Annotated in this window: 18 protein-coding genes; 12 read left to right on the forward strand and 6 right to left on the reverse strand. The window is 40.1% G+C overall.

Translation table 11 applies throughout. The features are described 5' to 3' along the window. Window positions 1–76: 76 nt before the first annotated feature. A complete protein-coding gene (locus tag ABZP26_RS03045; protein ID WP_368485351.1) occupies window positions 77–3,328 on the reverse strand; it encodes a methyl-accepting chemotaxis protein in 3,252 nt (1,083 codons plus the stop codon). Window positions 3,329–3,579: 251 nt separating this feature from the next. Further along, window positions 3,580–4,737: a hypothetical protein gene (locus ABZP26_RS03050; RefSeq protein ID WP_368485352.1), complete on the reverse strand. Its 1,158-nt coding sequence runs from the start codon at window positions 4,735–4,737 to the stop codon at window positions 3,580–3,582. Window positions 4,738–4,951: 214 nt separating this feature from the next. Between ABZP26_RS03050 and ABZP26_RS03055 the strand changes: the two genes are divergently transcribed. Genes ABZP26_RS03055 through ABZP26_RS03065 form a run of 3 tightly spaced genes read left to right on the forward strand, consistent with a single transcriptional unit; the run spans window position 4,952 to window position 6,620 of the window. After that, window positions 4,952–5,458 (forward strand): DUF3087 domain-containing protein, encoded by a 507-nt coding sequence (locus ABZP26_RS03055; RefSeq protein ID WP_008115114.1) that lies wholly within the window; start codon window positions 4,952–4,954, stop codon window positions 5,456–5,458. Between the two features lie 15 nt (window positions 5,459–5,473). Beyond that, window positions 5,474–6,127, forward strand: a complete 654-nt coding sequence (locus tag ABZP26_RS03060; protein WP_024601250.1) for a glutathione S-transferase family protein — start codon at window positions 5,474–5,476, stop codon at window positions 6,125–6,127. A gap of 40 nt (window positions 6,128–6,167) precedes the next feature. After that, on the forward strand, window positions 6,168–6,620 hold the full coding sequence (locus ABZP26_RS03065) for a low molecular weight protein-tyrosine-phosphatase (protein ID WP_024601251.1): 453 nt from the start codon (window positions 6,168–6,170) through the stop codon (window positions 6,618–6,620). 40 nt (window positions 6,621–6,660) lie between these two features. On the opposite strand, the gene ABZP26_RS03070 is transcribed toward ABZP26_RS03065, so the two are convergent. Continuing rightward, window positions 6,661–7,758 (reverse strand): TonB family protein, encoded by a 1,098-nt coding sequence (locus tag ABZP26_RS03070; protein ID WP_368485353.1) that lies wholly within the window; start codon window positions 7,756–7,758, stop codon window positions 6,661–6,663. A 232-nt stretch (window positions 7,759–7,990) separates the two neighbouring features. Between ABZP26_RS03070 and ribA the strand changes: the two genes are divergently transcribed. The 6 genes from ribA to csrA all read left to right on the forward strand — a co-directional run bounded on the left by ribA (window position 7,991) and on the right by csrA (window position 14,334). Further along, window positions 7,991–8,614, forward strand: coding sequence for a GTP cyclohydrolase II (gene ribA, locus ABZP26_RS03075; RefSeq protein ID WP_008465954.1), 624 nt, complete (start codon window positions 7,991–7,993; stop codon window positions 8,612–8,614). Window positions 8,615–8,967: 353 nt separating this feature from the next. Then, complete coding sequence (locus ABZP26_RS03080) at window positions 8,968–9,756, forward strand: BPSS1780 family membrane protein (RefSeq protein ID WP_368485354.1); 789 nt, start codon at window positions 8,968–8,970, stop codon at window positions 9,754–9,756. Continuing rightward, a complete protein-coding gene (locus tag ABZP26_RS03085; RefSeq protein ID WP_138764108.1) occupies window positions 9,756–10,208 on the forward strand; it encodes a regulatory protein RecX in 453 nt (150 codons plus the stop codon). Before ABZP26_RS03080 ends, ABZP26_RS03085 begins: the two co-directional genes overlap by 1 nt. A gap of 19 nt (window positions 10,209–10,227) precedes the next feature. Beyond that, entirely contained in the window at window positions 10,228–12,828 is a 2,601-nt protein-coding gene (alaS, locus tag ABZP26_RS03090; RefSeq protein ID WP_013464125.1) for an alanine--tRNA ligase, read from the forward strand. 6 nt (window positions 12,829–12,834) lie between these two features. Beyond that, a complete protein-coding gene (locus tag ABZP26_RS03095) occupies window positions 12,835–14,052 on the forward strand; it encodes an aspartate kinase (RefSeq protein ID WP_036956064.1) in 1,218 nt (405 codons plus the stop codon). Between the two features lie 90 nt (window positions 14,053–14,142). After that, window positions 14,143–14,334 carry a carbon storage regulator CsrA gene (csrA, locus tag ABZP26_RS03100; protein WP_004587515.1) on the forward strand — a complete coding sequence of 64 codons (192 nt, stop codon included), beginning with the start codon at window positions 14,143–14,145 and terminating at the stop codon, window positions 14,332–14,334. 55 nt (window positions 14,335–14,389) lie between these two features. On the opposite strand, the gene ABZP26_RS03105 is transcribed toward csrA, so the two are convergent. From ABZP26_RS03105 to ABZP26_RS03115, 3 genes are all read right to left on the reverse strand, one after another. Then, on the reverse strand, window positions 14,390–14,857 hold the full coding sequence (locus tag ABZP26_RS03105; protein ID WP_008115132.1) for a YcxB family protein: 468 nt from the start codon (window positions 14,855–14,857) through the stop codon (window positions 14,390–14,392). 169 nt (window positions 14,858–15,026) lie between these two features. Continuing rightward, the gene (locus ABZP26_RS03110) at window positions 15,027–15,218 is read right to left on the reverse strand and encodes a hypothetical protein (protein WP_013464127.1); all 192 of its coding nucleotides are present in this window, start codon (window positions 15,216–15,218) and stop codon (window positions 15,027–15,029) included. A gap of 46 nt (window positions 15,219–15,264) precedes the next feature. Further along, on the reverse strand, window positions 15,265–15,438 hold the full coding sequence (locus tag ABZP26_RS03115) for a DUF1328 domain-containing protein (protein WP_002961939.1): 174 nt from the start codon (window positions 15,436–15,438) through the stop codon (window positions 15,265–15,267). A 522-nt stretch (window positions 15,439–15,960) separates the two neighbouring features. On the opposite strand from ABZP26_RS03115, the gene ABZP26_RS03120 reads away from it, so the two are divergent. The 3 genes from ABZP26_RS03120 to ABZP26_RS03130 are packed head-to-tail and all read left to right on the forward strand — an operon-like array spanning window position 15,961 to window position 19,145. After that, a complete protein-coding gene (locus tag ABZP26_RS03120) occupies window positions 15,961–16,206 on the forward strand; it encodes an OadG family protein (protein WP_013464128.1) in 246 nt (81 codons plus the stop codon). A gap of 12 nt (window positions 16,207–16,218) precedes the next feature. Continuing rightward, window positions 16,219–18,000 (forward strand): sodium-extruding oxaloacetate decarboxylase subunit alpha, encoded by a 1,782-nt coding sequence (gene oadA / locus ABZP26_RS03125; protein WP_368485355.1) that lies wholly within the window; start codon window positions 16,219–16,221, stop codon window positions 17,998–18,000. 14 nt (window positions 18,001–18,014) lie between these two features. Next, complete coding sequence (locus tag ABZP26_RS03130) at window positions 18,015–19,145, forward strand: sodium ion-translocating decarboxylase subunit beta (RefSeq protein WP_368485356.1); 1,131 nt, start codon at window positions 18,015–18,017, stop codon at window positions 19,143–19,145. The last annotated feature ends 48 nt before the right edge of the window (window positions 19,146–19,193 follow it).

Raw genomic sequence — 19,193 nt, forward strand, 5'->3', positions numbered from 1 at the left:
TATTCAATAATGGCTCATCAAATTACTTAAGTTAAAAAAGCATCGTGTTAGCAAAATAACTTGCAGTGCTTTTAGTCTATTGTTGCTCTTTTTTTAGATTAAAGTAATTGAGTTGCACTCTCATCTCGGTAGCTTGTTCTGCCATTTGACGTGCTGCCGCCATTGTTTCTTCTGTAATAGCCGAGTTTGCCTGGGTTAAACCGGTTAAACGTTGTACAACAAGGTTAACCTCTTTAATCGCTTGCTCTTGTGCGGAGGTTGAATGCGCTATATGTATTATATTTTTATTAACATCGCTAACAGCTTGCATTATGTGTTTTAATTTCTTCCCTGAGGTGTCTGCTAATTCCGTCCCAAGCGCTATTTTTTGATTACTATTTACAATAATACTTTTTATTTGCTTTGCCGATTTAGCACTACGCCCCGCTAAATCACCTACTTCATTAGCAACTACGGCAAAGCCCCTTCCGTGGTCGCCAGCCCTAGCAGCTTCCACGGCGGCATTAAGTGATAGCAAGTTTGTTTGAAAAGCGAGGTTGTCAATAACCGTAAGTATTTCGTTAATGTCTTTACTGGCTTCATTCACGTCATCAATCGCGCTAACGGTTTGTATTGATAAGCGATTTCCTTCTTCAGCAATTTGCTCTGCATTGCTTGCCAATGCCACGGCACTTTTTGATTGTTCAGATACTTTAGTTAGCTCATCTAGCATTTGCTCAGTACTTGAGCTTGCCTCTTCAAGGTTGGCTGCTTGCTCTTCTGTGCGTTTGCTTATTTCAGTATTACTTGAAGCTATTTCACCGGCATTTTGCATAACTTGACTAGCCGACACTTGAATTTCTTGAATGACATTAGTTAATTTCTCGATAGTCGCGTTGGTGTCGCTTTTAAGGGTATCGAATACGCCTTGATATTGTCCCTCTATATTTTTGGTAAGGTCACCTTTAGCTAAGTTTGATAAAACGCTACTGACTTCATTTATTGCCAATGAAACTAATGAGGTAGACTCATTAACATTATTTTTTAAATCTTCCAACTGGCCTTGTAATGGCTGTTTTAATTGATGAGAAAAATCGCCGTTTGCCATCGCAGCCATTACTTGGTTGAGGTCGTTTATGACACGTTCGAGGTTAGTTACTGAATGGTTTATATCTGTTTTTAAACTATTTAGTTGGCCTGTCATAGCCGATGAAATAGTATGATCAAAACGCCCCTGACTAATTGCTAGCATGACTGATGAAATCTCAGTTAAAGCAGTATCAATAGCAGTGATTGATGTATTGATGTTACTTTTTAACTGCTCAAGTTGACCGCTGGCTTCACCTTTTATCATTTTTTTAAAGTCACCTTTACTAACAAAGGACATGACTTCACCTATTTCATTCATTACATTATTTAAATTAGCCATACTGGAATTAATATCTTGTTTTAAGATATCAAGCTGTCCAGCTAAGGGGGCATCTAATTGCGCTGAAAACTGGCCCTGTCGTAATGCACTCATAACGTCACTAATACCATCTATGGCAATACTTAAGCTATTCACTGAGTTATTCACGCTGTCTTTTAGCTGGGCAAGTTTTCCTTTAGCTGGATAGGTAATTTGCTCTTTAAAGTTACCTTGCTCTACGTTAGCCATAATATCGACGATACTATTCATTGTGTTGTTTATTGAGGAAAGCGATTGGTTAATATTACTTTTTAAGGTGCCTAATTCGCCTGCCATTGAGGCATTAATTTGAATATCAAATTGACCATCAGCCATAGCAATCGCAATGTTATTTAATTCGTTTATTGCCCCGTTTAGTGAACTTGCGCAATCGTTGGTTGCTTGTTTTAACGTATCTAACTCTCCTCGACATGGTGCTTCAATACGTTGATCAAATTTACCCGCAGCCATTTGGTTCATAACGCGATTTGTTTCACTAATAGATAACTGTAGAGCATCAAGAAGAGTGTTAAATGCTTGAGTGCTAACGCCTATTTCATCGCTTGAATAGACTGTTGCTCGTAATGAAAAATCACCTTGCTGTTCAACTTTTTTCATCGTATCAGCCAGTGCATGTATTGGCTTTGTGAGTGTTCGCGCAAACCAATATGCGGCAATGGTAACAATGAAAATAGTGACAAAAAGTATCACAATGAGTTGTTGGGAAAGAGTCGTTATTGACTCAAAAGCTTCTTGTTCGTCCATTTCTGCTATGAGTGCCCAGCGAACATTAAATACATTTACAGGTGCAAATGCAGAGAGCACCATTTCATTGTTATAGTCATTTATAACATGCTGCCCTTTTTCATTTTTTAGTGCTTTGATTACAGATAAGGTATTCACAGTGCCTTTATTTGGGTTTCTAAACGAGCTTTCTACAGAGTGGTTTTTCGGATCAATATAAGAGTCAGAGCGCATTAACCCTTCAGGGCCAACAAGGTAGGTCTCTCCGCTTTCGCCCAACCCGTCACGTTCTTTCATAATTGAATTAATATCTTCAATCGATAATTGGGCAGCTAAAATAGCAACCGTTTTACCATCAACAACAATAGGCTTTCCTATAAAGCTTGCAGGGGCATTATATGAAGGGGAGTACTGTTTATAATCTGCAAAAGCAATTTTTTGTGGGTCGTTGCTGTCTTTTAATTGTCTAAATAGGTTCGCTAAATTACTTTTAGCGTAGGGGCCTGTTTGCAGCGATGTTGCAAAGTCTACTTCTTTATAAACAGAGTAAACAATATTTCCATTTGCTGGGTCGATAATGAAAATATCGTAGAACTTATTTATATTAGTCATATCGCGTAGATAAGGGTGATATTGGCGGTGCGCTTGCTCGTAAGAGTCTGATTGCTCTGTGGTGGTTAGTTTTTGTTTTTCACCGATTGGGTTTGGGTTATTAGCTAGATAACGAGATTGCAGCTCAATACTTTTTGGATTCATTTGCTTTAATAGAGATGAAGAGACTGTATTTGTTGGGTTTAGCTGTTTAAATTTTGGAGCAAAAGACTCTTTATAAAAGCGATTTAGAGACTCTGATGAGGTTGAAGGGGAGGTATTATTAAATCCATCTATAAACTTTGTCGCAATATTGGCCATTTCTGGATTTGCTTGCAGCGCATTAAGCTTTTTTTCAATGTTGTTAAAATAGCGTTTAACAGCGCTTTGTTTTACTTTACTCACAGCGTCTAAACGCGAATAAACCTGTTCTGTCATCGAGTTTGAAGCTGTATTAATTGCGACAATAATAATTATTGTTATTGGCACTAGGGCAACAACTAAAAAGGCGGAGATAAGTTTTTTTGTTAAGTTTAATGAATTAAAAAAGTGGTTAATTGTGAGCATTACTATGTCCCTGTAATAAGGTTTGTACCTCAAATGAGCATAGAACACAATTTGTGAAGATCTAGTTAATAATTAAAGTAATGAGTTTTTATTATAAAATAGCCGAGATTGATACAGAGCGCTTTCAATTTTAATGTAATTTCAGCATGCTTTTTTAGCGGTTTAAAGCAAAAAAACGTAAAGCATTTAAGTGCTCCTACGTTTATTAATTAATAGTCGTTCTAACGTTGAAGTTGAAAAAGCAAACGATGTTAGAGTGCGACTAAACTGCGCTCTAACATAGTTTGAATTTGCTTTACTATTTTAGCTTCAGTTTCGGGTTCAAACTGAGCAATTCGTGGGGTGTGAATATGTCCTGTCGGAATATCTGAATTTAGCTGATTTCGCAGGCGAATACTGCGATACGAAATTTCGTTAGACAAATAACCACCGCCACCGCCTCGCACTGCAATAGCGTCTTTTAATTCATCGAAACTATTAGGCTCAAAGTCTTTTTTTAAGGTAATAACATGATGGTTATCATTAATAGGAAAAGGGCCTTTTGCGCTTAACATAGCGCTAACGGGTAAGCTAAATTCTACAAACTCAGTACCTGGTAATGGGCGGTCGTTCAAGCTTGGAATGAGCGGCGCTGTTTTACTGCCTCCATACACTACATTGGCGTTGTCGGGCGCTGTTACACTGCGGCGCTTGCCTGGAAAGCGCTCAAGGTCAAAGTCTTTACTACCCATGCTAACGGTAACCACCATATCAACATTATTAAGAGCGTAATAAGGGGCAAGTAAGGATTCTATAATACCGTGATCAAAGTCTTCATAACGCACAGGCACCATCACTGTGTTTATTTCTGCACTAATACCTTTATAGTTAATGACTTGGCCATCAAGAAGTAGTGCTGCAACACCCGATGGGTTGCTTTGGTTTATATTTCTATCAAGTAAAAACGGGTCAAATCCAGTTAATAATATTTTTTTAGAGGTGTTTTGTGAGTAGCTAAGATCGGTGCGGCCTCGGCTGCCATTCTCTAGAAGTGTTAATAACACTGTTTGCTGCGCGGCGCTCAGCGAAAATGCAGGCTTTGTGGTGCGAATAATTTTGCTTGATTGTAAGCGAGCCCAGTAAAGTGCGCGATCATCTAAGTTTTGCGTTGTAGCGATGCGTTTTTTTGCACTAAACCATAATCGTTTTGAGTAGTCATTAACGGCATCTACGGCTTGTGCATAGCTTGAGAGTGACTTGAATTGCTGCTCAAATTGATTAACTTCGCTGGCAAAAGCGCTTAGCACGCTAGGCATCGCTTGGCTGGCTTTTTCAATTCGCAATTCTTCTGGGGTTAGCGGTGTGTTTAAATTAGCTAACGCATTAGAAGAAGAAAAAATTAAGCTTGCAGCAATCAGTGTTTTTATCATGATGGTCCTAAACTGAGTCGTATTTGTTGTCTACTATCCTATGCCTAATAAGTGGGTGCAAATAAAATCGTTGGTTGGTTTTATGTTGCAAGAAGTATAAAACCGGCGTTAAATCAAAAACTACGGGTATTTTATTAAAAAGAGTCGAAACTCTGTGGTGGGTTTAGCTACAATGGTGGCTGTGTATTTTTTAGTTTTTTAATTTTAGGCAACTATGCAACTTATTCAAATAGATAAAGCTCGTTATCGTAAACATTTAAACCGCGTTATAGTCGGTTGTGCCGCAAGCTTAGCGATTGGTAGTTTAGCTATTTCACAAACGCTTATTGCATTATTTCCCGATGAAAGTGGTAGTCATTTTCATTGGAACTTATTAGGCGTTATTGTTACTAGTATTGGTATTGGCTGGTTGTTAAATAAATACCGTACACATCCTTTTATGACCGAGGTGGTGTATGTATGGGAGCTCAAACAAGCGCTTAATAAAATTACCCGCAAGATGGCAAAGCTTAAAGCGGCGGGACGTGAAGGTAATCCTGATGCGCTATTAGCCATTCACTATAGTTATGCAGGTTCACGCTTGTTATGGCAGCTTGACGATAACACCATCACCATGGATGATTTAGCGATTAAACAAGCCGAGTTAGATAGCGTTGCGGCTAAATATAATTTAACTCTTAATGCCGATGACTACGATGACGCAATTTTAAAGCAGTTTTAATTTATAGGAATCACAATGAGCATAATTCTCTATGGTGTCCCGCTTTCTCCCTATGTACGTAAAGTGCGTGTATGTTTAGCGCATAAACAACTCGACTATAAACTCGAAATAGTCTCGCCGTTTAATCAACCTGATTGGTTTTTAGAACTGAACCCTCTAGGGCGAATTCCGGCGCTAAAAGACGACGAGTTAAGTTTGGCGGATTCTAGCGTTATCTGCCAATATCTTGATGAAAAATACCCTAATTCAGCGTCTTTAATCGGTGATACTATAGAGCAACGTGCAGCCGTTCGCTGGTTAGAAAAATACGCAGATTACGAGCTGGCTCCTTTTGCAACATTTACGGTGTTTCAGCAACGTATTATTGCCCCCACAATGCAAAAGCCAACCGATGAAGCCTTAGTGCAAAGTGCATTAAATGAAAAACTACCGCCTTTATTTGATTATTTAGAAGATTATTTAGGGGATAACGAGTTTTTTGTTGGCGAGAGCTTAACCCTTGCCGACATTGCTGTGAGCTGCCAGTTAATGAATATGGAGCATGGTGGTGAGCAACTTGATGAGTCGCGCTGGCCTAAGCTTGCTGCTTTGCATAGTCGGGTAAAACAGGGCACCGCTATGCAGAGCATGCTTGAGGGCGAGCAAAAAATATTAGCCTCATTAAAATAATGTTTATTACTGATTTTTTGCAAAAGCTTAGGAGCTATAAGTGAAAAAAGTACTGATAGTGTGTTTGGGAAATATATGTCGTTCACCTACCGCAGAGGCGGTATTAATAGCTCGCGCTAAAGAGTTAGGCATTGATTTGCTAGTGGACTCGGCTGGGACTATTGGTCATCATGAAGGTAATCCGCCAGATAAACGCTCTATGCAAGCTGGCGAGAAACGTGGTTATAGTTTTAAAGGTATTTTTTCACGCAAGGTGCGCAGTAGTGATTTTAGCGAGTTTGATTTAATTTTAGCAGCCGATAAACAAAACCTGACGGATCTAACCGCACGCTGCCCCGATCATTTGCAATATAAGTTGGCGTTATTTTTAGAGTATGGCGAGCAAGCACAAAGCGCTATTCCGGACCCTTACTATGGCGGTGATGATGGCTTTGAAAAGGTACTTGATTTAATAGAGGCCGCCAGCGATAACATTTTAGCTAAGTTAAAGTAGAATAAACTAAAAAGGCGCTTAAAGCGCCTTTGGTATGTTATTAACGGTTTACTTTAAAGTCGAGCTGTACTTTGGAAGTTGCTGCAACCGCTTTTCCATGTTCAAACTTAGGTGCATAACGCCATTGCGCTAATGCTTCTACTGCCGATTTTTCAAAGGCCACGCCACCTTCAGAACTAATTACTTGCGGATTTTTTACAAAGCCAGACTCATCTACTTCAAACTCCATAACTACACTGCCATCTTTACTAAATCGCGCCTTGTTTTTAGGGTATTTAGGGTTAACGCGGTATAGCGGCTTTTGCTCTTGGCTTTCTTTCCACGGCACCATTTTAGCAATCGCGATGCAGTGTTTGGTGGCTTCATCACTTTTGCCTTGTTTTTCATACAAGCCAATCAATCTTGAGTGTGCGGTAAGCTCGGCGTTGTGATCGTAACTTAAGCTTTCATCAAACACATTTACTACACGGTTAAGTCGTTCTATTGCTTGATCGTATCTTTTTCGACCTTCCGCAAATGACGCCATTAAAAAATCAGCTTTTATTTGTTCAACTGAGTTTTTAGGTAAGTTAGCCAGATAATACTCATCGGCTTCTTCTAGGTAGTTTTTAGCTTCTCGGTATTTTTCATAGCTGAATTTATTAGCTAGTATGGTTGCCGCTTCTAGTTTCATATCAGCCACAAACTTAGGGTTGTTTTGTGTGTTTGCGATTGCTATCACTTGCTCTAAATAATAATCCGCTTTTTGAGCAGAAGGGGCAAAACTAGCCATACCGACTAAAGCATCAATGGTTTCAGGCGATTGCTTACCATGGTTATTAACTAAAATAGTATAGGCTTGTTGATAGAGCGAAAAACGCTTTTCAATCCACTGTTTACCGTATCGATTAATTGATTTTGCATAGTTAATCGCTAAGTTTGCGGTGTTATCAGCATTTTCACCGTAAACAGTTTTACCTAATGTGTAAGCCTGCTCCGCGGCTTGTTGCACATTTTCTTTGGTTTTAATCGCATTTAAGTAATTTTGATACGCGTCGTTGAAAACGGCTTGAGCGTTATTTGTTTGTTCGGCAAATGACGTGGTGCTCAATACAGATAAACCTAAGCCCATCAGTAATGCAAGTTTGTTTAATTTCATAATGATCCCTATTATTTGTCGATAACAAATTAGCAAATCCTTATGTATATGTCATCACTTTAGGTAAATCAAGGTAAACGCTCGCTAGTAATATATTTGCGGTTTAAGATTGAAAATAGTCGCTATCGTCGCCATATATTTGCCATAAACAGTCTTGTACTACGGTGTATTTAACCTGTTTTGTGATATTATCACTTTATCGTGTCGTAGTTTTTTAATATTTGGATTGGTCGTGGCGCAAGTAAGAGCAAGAGTCCAGCTTAATGTTGGCAAAAATAGTGATATTCCTGCAGAAATTATTTCCTTTAGTGGCTTAAAAGATGGCCAAGAGCATGTTGCGTTAGTGTTTAAAAACGCCGATACCGAGCAAGATGTTCCGCTTATTCGTATGCACTCTGAATGCTTAACCGGTGATGTGTTTCACTCGTCACGTTGTGATTGCGGTGAGCAGTTAAATGAGTGTATTGAAATGATGCACGAACAAGGCGGTATTTTACTTTATTTACGCCAAGAAGGGCGTGGTATTGGTTTATACAATAAAATTGATGCGTATGTACTGCAGTCACAAGGTATGAACACTTACGAGGCCAACAATCATTTGGGCTTTGCTGATGATTTACGTGATTTTTCGGATGCTGTATTAATGCTCAATGCGCTCAATTTAAAGCATGTAAAATTAATGACTAACAATCCTAAAAAGCTTAACGCATTAAAAGATGCTGGCATAGAGGTGGACTCTGTTGTGGGCACTCATGCACACATTAAAGCTGGGCTTTCAGGTAACAAGGCGTATTTAGAGACTAAAATTAAGCATGGCTCTCATATGCTAGATATTAAGAAAATTAAAAAACCTTAGGGTCTGTTGACCTTTCAAGGTTAAATTTGCAGCAGTCTGTTTGGTATTTAGGCAAGGCAGAGCCTATGTGGTGTGGTTATTCCCCATAAATAGGCGATAACGCAGCATCAATGCCAAACAGGCGCTGCCCGAAGGGTTCTGCCTAGGGGCGATTTACTCTTTGTTGCTCGGTTTTGACTTAGCCCACTAGGTTACAAACCTCGCGCCGCGATTAAATCGCCCCTAGTTTGAACAAATTTTAATCCGTAAAGGGCAACAGACCCTAATATTAACGGCATTTATCGCCACCACCTCTGTAATACCAACCAACGCCGAGTTATACTCGGCGTGTTTTGTTTTAATTAAGAGCAATTATGTCTACACAATTACGAATTTTTAAAGCGGATGCGGCATTAAAATGGTTTAAAGCGGGTTGGCTAATTTTCAAAACTCAGCCATTAACCTTTATCTTTATGCACTTGTTTATTGGCATTGTTGGCTTGTTGTCTTTATTTTTGCCGTTATTACAAATAGTCTCAGCATTGGCTACACCATTTTTAACCGCTGGTTTTTATCAAGCCGTGCTTACCAAGCAGCAAGGCGGAAAAATTATGTTAGCCGACATTTTGAAACCCTTTTCAGCAAAAGGAAATCGCTTAGGCTTATTTCGCTTAGCGCTTTATCAAATGGGTGCCGGTATTTTAATTGCGCTGCTCGCCAATGGGTTATTTTCCAATGCGATGGCGGTTATGACGCAGCCTGACTTAGACCCTAATACAGCAATTAGCCAAATGCTTGAGAGTATTTCGTTTGCCAATGTGGCACTGTTTTTAATTGCGCTGTCGATATACTTTACTTCGTTTGCCTATGCGGTACCGCTGGTTTACTTTAATAAAGAACAACGTATTTTAAATGCCTTAAAAAGTTCGTTTATGGTGTTTTATTATAATATTTTACCACTGAGTGTTTATGGTATTATTTGCGCATTATTAATAGTGGTGTCGATGTTCTTATCGCTACTACCGCTGTTGATTTTAATGCCAATTTGCTACATTAGTTTCTTTGTTTCTTATCAGGCTATTTTTATGCCCGTTGTGCCACCAAGTGATGACAGTAACATTAAGCCTTTAAGTAGCGAGCAAAGCGGGCGCTTTGACGCTTAATGGATGATACGTTAAAACAAAAGTTAAAAAACTATGTGCTTTGGTTACTAGGAAGGCAAGAGTATTCGCGCCGAGAGTTAACCCAAAAGTTACAGCAAAGAGAAGCAAGCGACGAGTTCATAGAAAACCTGCTTGATTGGTGCGAAAAGCACAATTTTATTAACGAGCAGCGTTACTGTGAAGGGTTTGTAAGAAAGCACATATTTAAATGCCATGGCTTAAAGCGAATTCAAAGTGAGGCCATGAGTAAAGGGATTGATAGAGCACTGCTTGAAACAGTGATTGAAGAGCTGGAAATAGATTGGTTTGAGCTCGCGCAGGAAGCGTACAACAAAAAATATTCAACGACACCGGCAAACCTCGAGTACAAAGAAAAAGCTAAGCGCGTGCGCTACTTAATGTATCGAGGATTTAGCTATGATCAAATAAATTTTGCAATGCAAGCACAGTAAATACAGGTGAGACTTTCACATGCAGCACATGACTACCGCACAAATTAGGCAACAGTTTTTAGACTTTTTTGCCAGCAAGCAACACCAAGTTGTTCCTTCTAGTTCGCTTATACCGGGTAACGATGCCACGTTGTTATTTAATAATGCCGGTATGGTGCAATTTAAAGATGTATTTTTAGGCGCTGAAAGCCGCCCTTACACACGCGCAACCAGTTCGCAGCGTTGTGTGCGCGCTGGTGGTAAACATAACGATTTAGAAAACGTAGGTTATACAGCACGTCATCATACCTTTTTTGAAATGCTAGGTAATTTCAGCTTTGGTGATTACTTTAAGCAAGATGCAATTAAATTTGCGTGGGAGTTTTTAACTGAGGTTGTAAAACTACCAAAAGAAAAGCTGTTAGTAACTATTTACCATGATGACGAAGAAGCCTTTGGCTACTGGGCTAACGATATAGGCTTACCTGAAGATCGTATTATTCGTATTGCAACTAGCGATAACTTTTGGTCTATGGGTGATACGGGTCCTTGTGGTCCATGTTCTGAAATATTTTATGATCACGGCGAGCATATTTGGGGCGGTCCTCCGGGCACACCTGAAGAAGATGGTGACCGTTTCATTGAAATTTGGAACTTAGTATTTATGCAATACAACCGTCAAAGCGACGGGACTATGGAGCCACTTCCTAAGCAATCTGTTGATACAGGTATGGGCCTTGAGCGTATTTCAGCTATTTTACAAGGTGTGCATTCAAACTACGAAATCGACTTATTCCAAGGCTTAATTGCGGCCGCTGCAAGCGTTACCAATGCACAAGATATGGATGATAAATCACTTCGCGTGGTAGCGGATCATATTCGTTCGTGTGCATTTTTAATTTCAGATGGGGTTATGCCATCAAATGAAGGCCGTGGTTATGTATTGCGTCGTATTATTCGTCGTGCAGTACGTCACGGTAATAAGTTAGGTGCTAAAGGCGCGTTTTTCTATAAATTGGTTGCTGCACTTATTGAGCAAATGGGTCAAGCGTACCCAGAGCTTGCTAAGCAACAAGAAATTATTGAAAAAGTACTACGTATTGAAGAAGAGCAGTTTGGTAAAACGCTTGAGCGTGGTTTAGCTATTTTAGAAGAAAGCTTAAGTGATTTAACCGGGGATGTGATCCCGGGTGACTTAGTATTTAAGCTTTACGATACCTATGGTTTCCCTGCTGATTTAACAGCCGATGTTGCGCGTGAGCGCCAGATGACGATTGACCATCAAGGTTTTGAAGCATGCATGGCAGTACAACGTAAAACTGCGCAACAAGCGGGTAAGTTTGGGGCTGATTACAATGACCAATTAAAATCAGACAAGCACACTGACTTTAAAGGCTACGATAGCACTCATTACAGTGGCACAGTGGTAGAAATTTTTGCCGGTGGCGAAGCTGTATCATTACTTGAAGATGGTCAACAAGGTATTATTGTTTTAGACCGTACTCCGTTTTACGCTGAATCAGGCGGCCAAATTGGTGATAGCGGAACAATCACAGTAGCCGGCGGTGAGTTTGTGGTGACTAATACCACTAAACTGGGTAATGCTTTTGCTCACCATGGAACAGTTCAAGGGCGTATTGGCGTTAACGATAAAGTGGATGCAACTATCGACGATGCGCGCCGTGACAGTATTAAGAAAAACCACACCGCTACGCATATTTTGCATGAAGCACTGCGTCAGCTTTTAGGTGAGCACGTATCGCAAAAAGGCTCACTTGTGCAGCCAGATCGTCTGCGTTTTGACTTCTCACATTTTGAAGCGGTGACCAAACAAGAACTGCGCGAAATTGAGCGCGTAGTGAATGACGAAATTCGTCGTAACTTTGCTCTTAACACTGAGCTAATGGCAATTGATGATGCTAAAGCAAAAGGTGCAATGGCACTGTTTGGCGAAAAGTACGATGACGAAGTACGCGTTGTGACTATTGGTGACTACTCAATCGAGCTTTGTGGTGGTACACACGTAGAGCGTGCGGGTGACATTGGTTTATTCAAAATTGTATCTGAAAGCGGTATTGCTGCTGGTGTTCGTCGAATTGAAGCGGTAACAGGTGCAGAGGCAATTGCTTATGTAAGCGAGCAAGAGCAACAATTAGCTGATGTTGCAGCGCTTGTAAAAGGTGACAATGCGTCAGTGCTTGAAAAAGTAACTGCCTTGCTTGAAAAGTCGAAAGGGCTTGAAAAACAAGTTGCCCAGCTTAACGATAAACTAGCCAGTGCGGCAGGTGCATCGTTACTTGATTCAGTGGTTGAAATTAACGGGGTTAAACTGTTAGTGGCCAACGTTGAGGGCACAGAATCAAAAGCGCTTCGCGGTATGGTTGATGACCTTAAAAATAAAATTGGCTCAGGTGTTATTGCCTTAGGTGTTGCCAGCGGCGACAAAGTAAGCTTAATTGCGGGTGTAACTAAAGACTTAACTGGCAAAGTAAAAGCGGGTGAGTTAGTTAATCACATGGCAGGCCAAGTAGGAGGTAAAGGCGGCGGTCGTCCAGATATGGCGCAAGCGGGTGGTTCTGAGCCACAAAATTTAACAGCAGCACTTGATAGCGTAACAGCTTGGTTAACTGAGCGTACTTAAGCTTAAGTGGCACTTATAGTTCAAAAATTTGGCGGCACTTCGGTAGGCTCAATAGAGCGTATTGAAGCGGTCGCCGACCTTGTTGTTAAAACTAAGCAACAAGGCCACCAAGTGGTCGTGGTGCTTTCGGCAATGTCGGGAGAAACCAATCGCTTAATTAATCTTGCCAAACAAATCGACTCTCGCCCGAGTAGTCGTGAACTCGATGTATTACTCAGTACCGGTGAACAAGTCTCTATTGCTTTATTAGCGATGGCCATTATTAAACGCGGCCATTCAGCTGTAAGCTTACTAGCCGATCAAGTGAATATATTAACCGATAACATGTTCGGTAAAGCCCGTGTAGAAGAAGTTGCGGCAACGCGTTTAAAACATGAACTTGAACATAACCGTATTGCTATTATTGCCGGCTTTCAGGGGCGCGATATTGAGGGCAACGTGACCACGCTTGGCCGTGGTGGCACCGATACCTCAGCGGTTGAAATTGCTGGTGCAATAAAAGCCGATGAGTGTCAGATCTATACCGATGTTGATGGCGTATATACTACAGACCCGCGTGTGGAACCTAACGCACGACGTTTAAGTCATGTCACCTTTGCTGAAATGCTTGAGCTGGCAAGTTTAGGCGCTAAAGTGTTACATATTCGCTCTGTAGAATCTGCTGGTAAACACAATGTTCCTCTGCGGGTGTTATCTAGCTTTAAACCCGATGAAGGCACGTTAATTAGTTTTGAGGAGAGCGACGTGACAAGCAATGTCGTATCGGGTATTGCATTTAATCGAGATGAGTGCTTAATTAAGGTGCATGGAATGCCGCTAGGCACCAAACATCTTGCAAAAGTTTTGAAACTTTTTGCTGATAATGGCATCGAAATAGATATGATTAATCAAATTAATCATAAAGTTGAAAAAGTCGACTATGCTTTTACTGTGCATTTAAATGATTACTTAAACGCACTTGATTTGTTAACGGCTGAGCAACAGCAATTTGACGCACAGGCAATTGACGGATTGACCAATGTGGCGAAAGTGTCAGCAGTGGGTATGGGGATGAAATCTCATTCCGGGGTAGCGAGTTTATTTTTTGATTCGCTAGCACAAGAAAACATTGATGTGATGTTTGTTGCCACCTCAGAAATTAAAATTTCAGTTTTAATAGATGAAAAATACCTAGAGCTGGCTGTTCGTGCATTACATAAGACATTTTTAACAGAAAATGAATAGATTGAGAGTTTTTACTTACTTTTTAGTCTAATTTTAATTAAAATGTTTGTGCGGAATCTTATAATTTTATTGGAACATGGGAGCAAGAGAATGCTAATACTAACTCGTAGAGTAGGCGAGACCCTTATGATTGGTGACGAAGTAACCGTTACTGTTCTAGGTGTTAAAGGAAATCAAGTTCGTATCGGTGTTAACGCACCTAAAGACGTATCAGTTCATCGTGAAGAAATTTACATGCGCATACAAGCTGAAAAGTCTAACCCTAATCCGGGCAATGCTTAATCAACATAGTATAAAATGTGCTAGTTAATATAACTATGACATTTGTAAAAGCCACTCATTGAGTGGCTTTTTTGTTTATAAAATCAATCGTTTCTTCGTCGAGTATTGCCTTAGAAATGTATTGCATACCGCTTTTGCTTTTTAACAATAGTCCACAATCTGTAGTAATAATTTCGTTAATGTCGTGCCAAGCTAACTGGTAATTTTTGTAATGATTGGTTGATTTTATTCCGTCTTCGTCGAAGGTGAGAGTGACTTCAGAACCAGACGCTCTGCTTAGCATTTGCCTGGTAACCCACCATGGGCGGCGATAGTAAAAGGCGATGCATTCGAGTAGGGCTAGCATCAGCAAAAATGTACCTAGGTAATGATCTCCTAAACCATAAATACCAAATAATCCCAATACAACAAGCAGTGCTAATAAAAAATATTTAGGTTGCGCGCGTTTACTATAAGGCAGCGATTGGTCGAAGCATTCATAAAAGTAAGGTTTATCGAGTTTATAGGTTGTCGTAAATACCATGCATCTATACTTAAAAGCTATTTTTTATCATTTTAGCAAGCTATGTGGCAAATGTGCAGCTTAAAAAGAATTAATAGTTCAGAGTTTATAATTAATGGGTAGCAACTTGGCGACTAGTACTAAACACAAAAAAAGCGACCAAATGGTCGCTTTTTAAAAAGGGGCTGAATTAGCAATTTGTTTCTTCAGCGTTGACACCTTCTTTTACTTCTTCACAGGCATCTTCTACTTTATTTTGAACATCTGTCACGGCTTCGTCGATGCGTTCACCGGCTTCTTCTGCATGATTGTCTTCACAACCCATAATAAATGCACTTGCGAATAGGCCAATAGCTGCTGCTTTAAGTGTTGATGATTTCATAATGTAATTCCTTGTATATAAATTTAAAAATTTCGTTGTTTCTTATCTACCTGGGGCTTTTACCACGTAAAGCGCCAGAGACAAGTGAAATAACCAGTAAAACTAAAAAGATAAAAAATATGATTTTAGCAATTCCTGCTGCGGCTCCTGCAATACCACCAAATCCTAAAACGGCTGCGATTAGTGCGATCACCAAAAATGTAATTGTCCAGCGTAACATTGTCATCTCCTTGATTTATCTAAGTGTTAAAGTGTTGTTTTTATATAAGCGAGTAATGTGCCAGTATTTTATTTTGTTTTAAATCAATGGTTTGATTTGTTTTTTTGAGTTTGGCTTTATATTAGGTTGGTAATTTTTACGGTTTTATCTGTAACTTATTCACAGTGGTGTCTGATGAGATAATAAATAGTTTTTACAGTCGTTATTTTGGTAAGACCAATTAACATTTTTTTTGGCAGTTTTTATTGGGTTAGCTCATTAGGTATATTTTTATGTGTTCTTAGAGAATATTAGGGTTTTTATATATTCTTTGTTTATAACGAACATTTTTACCATCTATATGTATAGGTTAAATAAGCTATTTTAGATGGTGTTAACCTTATTGGTGATATGTTACTTTTAGATTAATTGGTTTTACCAATTTACAACGTGTAGACAAAAGAATAGTTTTTGTTACTATTGGTGAATATTTATTTAAATAAACTGGTTTTTTATGTGTTCAGTTTTGAACAGGGGAGAATTATGGATATAGGGGCTTTGCTCACAACTGCAGGCAATTTAATGCTAACCGGTATGGTGGGTGTGTTTGTATTTCTTTCTTTATTGATTGGTGCAGTGACAGTTATGTCTAAGCTGGCTAGCAAATTTTCTCAGCCAGAACTTGAAGTATCACAGAGAACACCATCTTTTAAATCTCAAGGTGTGCCAAATGAGCACATCGCTGCAATTAGTGCTGCCATTGCTCAGTACAAAACAAATAATAATTAGAGGAGCATACCAATGGCTAAATTAAAAATAACAGAACTCGTACTTCGTGACGCACATCAGTCGCTTTTAGCTACCCGCATGCGATTAGACGACATGTTACCTATTGCAAAAAAAATTGATGACGCAGGTTATTGGTCTATAGAGTCTTGGGGTGGGGCTACCTTTGACTCATGTATTCGTTATTTAGGCGAAGATCCGTGGGAGCGTATTCGCGCGCTTAAAAAGGCGATGCCAAATACACCCCAGCAAATGTTACTTCGCGGTCAAAACTTATTGGGGTATCGCCATTATGCTGATGACGTTGTTGAAAAGTTTGTTGAGCGCGCACACAAAAATGGCGTAGACGTATTTCGTATTTTTGATGCCATGAATGATGTACGTAACTTAGAAACTGCCATAAAAGCGGCGGTTAAAGTAGGCGCGCATGCCCAAGGTACGATTTCTTACACGGTAAGCCCAGTACACACATTGGATATGTGGCTAACACTTGCTAAGCAGCTTGAAGAATTAGGTTGTCATTCAATTTGTATTAAAGATATGGCGGGATTGCTTAAGCCTTACGATGCAGAAAAACTGATTAAAGGCTTAAAAGAAACGGTTTCAATTCCTATTGCCATGCAATGTCATGCAACAACGGGTTTAAGTACCGCAACGTATCAAAAAGCGATTGATGCCGGTATTGATATGCTCGATACGGCTGTATCGTCTATGAGTATGACTTATGGTCATTCAGCAACTGAAACAATTGCTGCAATCGTGGAAGGTACTGAGCGTGATACTGGGCTTGATTTAAACCACCTTGAAGAAATTGCAGCTTACTTTAGAGACGTACGTAAAAAGTACGCTGCGTTTGAAGGCAGTTTAAAAGGTGTTGATGGCCGAATTTTATTAGCCCAAGTACCAGGTGGTATGTTAACTAACATGGAAAATCAGCTTAAAGAACAAGGCGCTGCTGATAAACTAAACGAAGTATTACTTGAAATTCCACGGGTGCGTGAGGATTTGGGCTTTATTCCATTAGTTACACCGACCTCGCAAATTGTTGGTACTCAGGCAGTACTTAATGTGCTTACTGGCGAGCGCTATAAAACCATCACCAAAGAAACCGCTGGCGTATTAAAAGGTGAGTATGGTTCGACACCTGCTCCTATGAATAAAGAGTTACAAGAGCGTGTACTTGATGGCAGCGAAGCAATTACCTGTCGCCCTGCAGATGTGATCAAGCCTGAACTTGAAACGCTTGAGGCTGAATTAAGTAAATTTGCGCAAGAGCAAGGCTTAACGCTTGCTGATGAGCAAATTGATGATGTGCTCACGTATGCCTTATTCCCACAAATTGGTTTGAAGTTTATTAAAAACCGCAATAACCCTGACGCATTTGAACCTGTTCCTAGCGCTGATGATAGCTCTAATAAAGCACCTGAAAAATCAGCGGCAAACAATAAAGACGTTAAGGCTGAGCAATACAGCGTTAAAGTAGATGGCAAAGTATACGATGTCGTGGTTGCTCAAGGCGGTGAGCTTAAAGAGGTGACGCTAAAAGACTCTGAGCATATTCCACAGTCGGCATCAGTTGCTTCAGGTGAAACTCTTAATGCGCCACTTGCCGGTAATATCTTTAAAATTAAAGTAAAGCCAGGTCAGGTAGTAAATGAAGGTGATGTGGTGATTATTATGGAAGCCATGAAAATGGAAACCGAAGTACGCGCCATGCATACCGGTAAAATTGCAGACGTGCTTGTCTCTGAAGGTGATTCAGTGTCAACCGGCGATGCAATGATTGCATTAGCTTAAGGAGTAAATAGAGGATGGATGGTATTTTAAACCTCTGGCATGCCACAGGCATTGCTAACTTTACATTTCCTGGGCTGATCATGATTGCCGTTGGTTGTTTGTTATTATTTTTAGCTATAGTTAAAAACTTTGAGCCGCTACTATTACTGCCCATTGGTTTTGGGGCTATTTTAACTAATATTCCTGTGGCGGGCTTATCTGACCCTGGCGGCTTACTTTATTATGTTTACTATGTAGGTGTTGATACCGGAATTTTTCCGTTATTAATATTTATGGGAGTGGGCGCGCTCACTGACTTTAGTGCCTTAATTGCAAATCCGCGTATGTTGTTATTAGGTGCTGCGGCGCAGTTTGGTATTTTTGCTACCTTATTTGGGGCTATTTTACTTAACTTTATTCCAGGGTTTGAGTTTAGTTTACAAGATGCGTCAGCAATTGCCATTATTGGTGGCGCTGATGGGCCAACCGCTATCTTTTTAGCGTCAAAGCTGGCACCTGATTTATTAGGTGCTATAGCAGTGGCTGCGTACTCGTACATGGCGTTGGTTCCTATTATTCAGCCGCCTATCATGCGTGCGTTTACAACGCCTGAAGAACGTAAAATTCAAATGCCAGAACTGCGTAAAGTATCAAAAAAGGAAAAAATTATTTTTCCGCTGATGGTACTCACTTTAACTGCGCTCTTTTTACCAGCCGCCATTCCACTGGTTGGTATGTTTTGTTTAGGTAACTTAATGCGTGAGTCGGGTGTAGTTGATAGGCTCAGCAACAGTGCGCAAAACGAAATCATTAATATCACCACTATATTTCTAGGACTTGCAGTGGGCTCTAAACTTGCTGCCGAGCAGTTCTTAACAGTAGAAACTATTGGTATTTTGGTACTGGGTGCACTGGCGTTTGCTATTGGTACAGCCTCAGGTGTATTTATGGCTAAAGGCTTAAATAAGATATCAAAAACCCCCATAAACCCATTAATTGGTGCTGCGGGTGTATCCGCTGTGCCTATGGCGGCTCGTGTAGTTAATAAAGTCGGTCTTGAAAATAACCCGCACAACTTTTTACTGATGCATGCCATGGGGCCTAATGTAGCTGGCGTACTGGGAAGTGCTGTTGCTGCAGGTATTTTATTAGCACTTGTTGGCTAGTAATATTTAATCCAACCATTAGCGCAGTTTACTGCGCTTTTTTTTTCC

It is taken from the genome of Pseudoalteromonas sp. SD03, from assembly GCF_040937955.1.
GTDB classification, from domain to species: domain Bacteria; phylum Pseudomonadota; class Gammaproteobacteria; order Enterobacterales; family Alteromonadaceae; genus Pseudoalteromonas; species Pseudoalteromonas tetraodonis.

Excerpts from the sequence above, each read along its gene's own strand:
- ABZP26_RS03045 (WP_368485351.1), bottom strand. The coding sequence starts at position 3,328 with ATGCTCACAATTAACCACTTTTTTAATTCATTAAACTTAACAAAAAAA.
- ABZP26_RS03050 (WP_368485352.1), bottom strand. The coding sequence starts at position 4,737 with ATGATAAAAACACTGATTGCTGCAAGCTTAATTTTTTCTTCTTCTAAT.
- ABZP26_RS03055 (WP_008115114.1), top strand. The coding sequence starts at position 4,952 with ATGCAACTTATTCAAATAGATAAAGCTCGTTATCGTAAACATTTAAAC.
- ABZP26_RS03060 (WP_024601250.1), top strand. The coding sequence starts at position 5,474 with ATGAGCATAATTCTCTATGGTGTCCCGCTTTCTCCCTATGTACGTAAA.
- ABZP26_RS03070 (WP_368485353.1), bottom strand. The coding sequence starts at position 7,758 with ATGAAATTAAACAAACTTGCATTACTGATGGGCTTAGGTTTATCTGTA.
- ABZP26_RS03080 (WP_368485354.1), top strand. The coding sequence starts at position 8,968 with ATGTCTACACAATTACGAATTTTTAAAGCGGATGCGGCATTAAAATGG.
- ABZP26_RS03085 (WP_138764108.1), top strand. The coding sequence starts at position 9,756 with ATGGATGATACGTTAAAACAAAAGTTAAAAAACTATGTGCTTTGGTTA.
- alaS (WP_013464125.1), top strand. The coding sequence starts at position 10,228 with ATGCAGCACATGACTACCGCACAAATTAGGCAACAGTTTTTAGACTTT.
- csrA (WP_004587515.1), top strand. The coding sequence starts at position 14,143 with ATGCTAATACTAACTCGTAGAGTAGGCGAGACCCTTATGATTGGTGAC.
- ABZP26_RS03105 (WP_008115132.1), bottom strand. The coding sequence starts at position 14,857 with ATGGTATTTACGACAACCTATAAACTCGATAAACCTTACTTTTATGAA.
- ABZP26_RS03110 (WP_013464127.1), bottom strand. The coding sequence starts at position 15,218 with ATGAAATCATCAACACTTAAAGCAGCAGCTATTGGCCTATTCGCAAGT.
- ABZP26_RS03115 (WP_002961939.1), bottom strand. The coding sequence starts at position 15,438 with ATGTTACGCTGGACAATTACATTTTTGGTGATCGCACTAATCGCAGCC.
- ABZP26_RS03120 (WP_013464128.1), top strand. The coding sequence starts at position 15,961 with ATGGATATAGGGGCTTTGCTCACAACTGCAGGCAATTTAATGCTAACC.
- oadA (WP_368485355.1), top strand. The coding sequence starts at position 16,219 with ATGGCTAAATTAAAAATAACAGAACTCGTACTTCGTGACGCACATCAG.
- ABZP26_RS03130 (WP_368485356.1), top strand. The coding sequence starts at position 18,015 with ATGGATGGTATTTTAAACCTCTGGCATGCCACAGGCATTGCTAACTTT.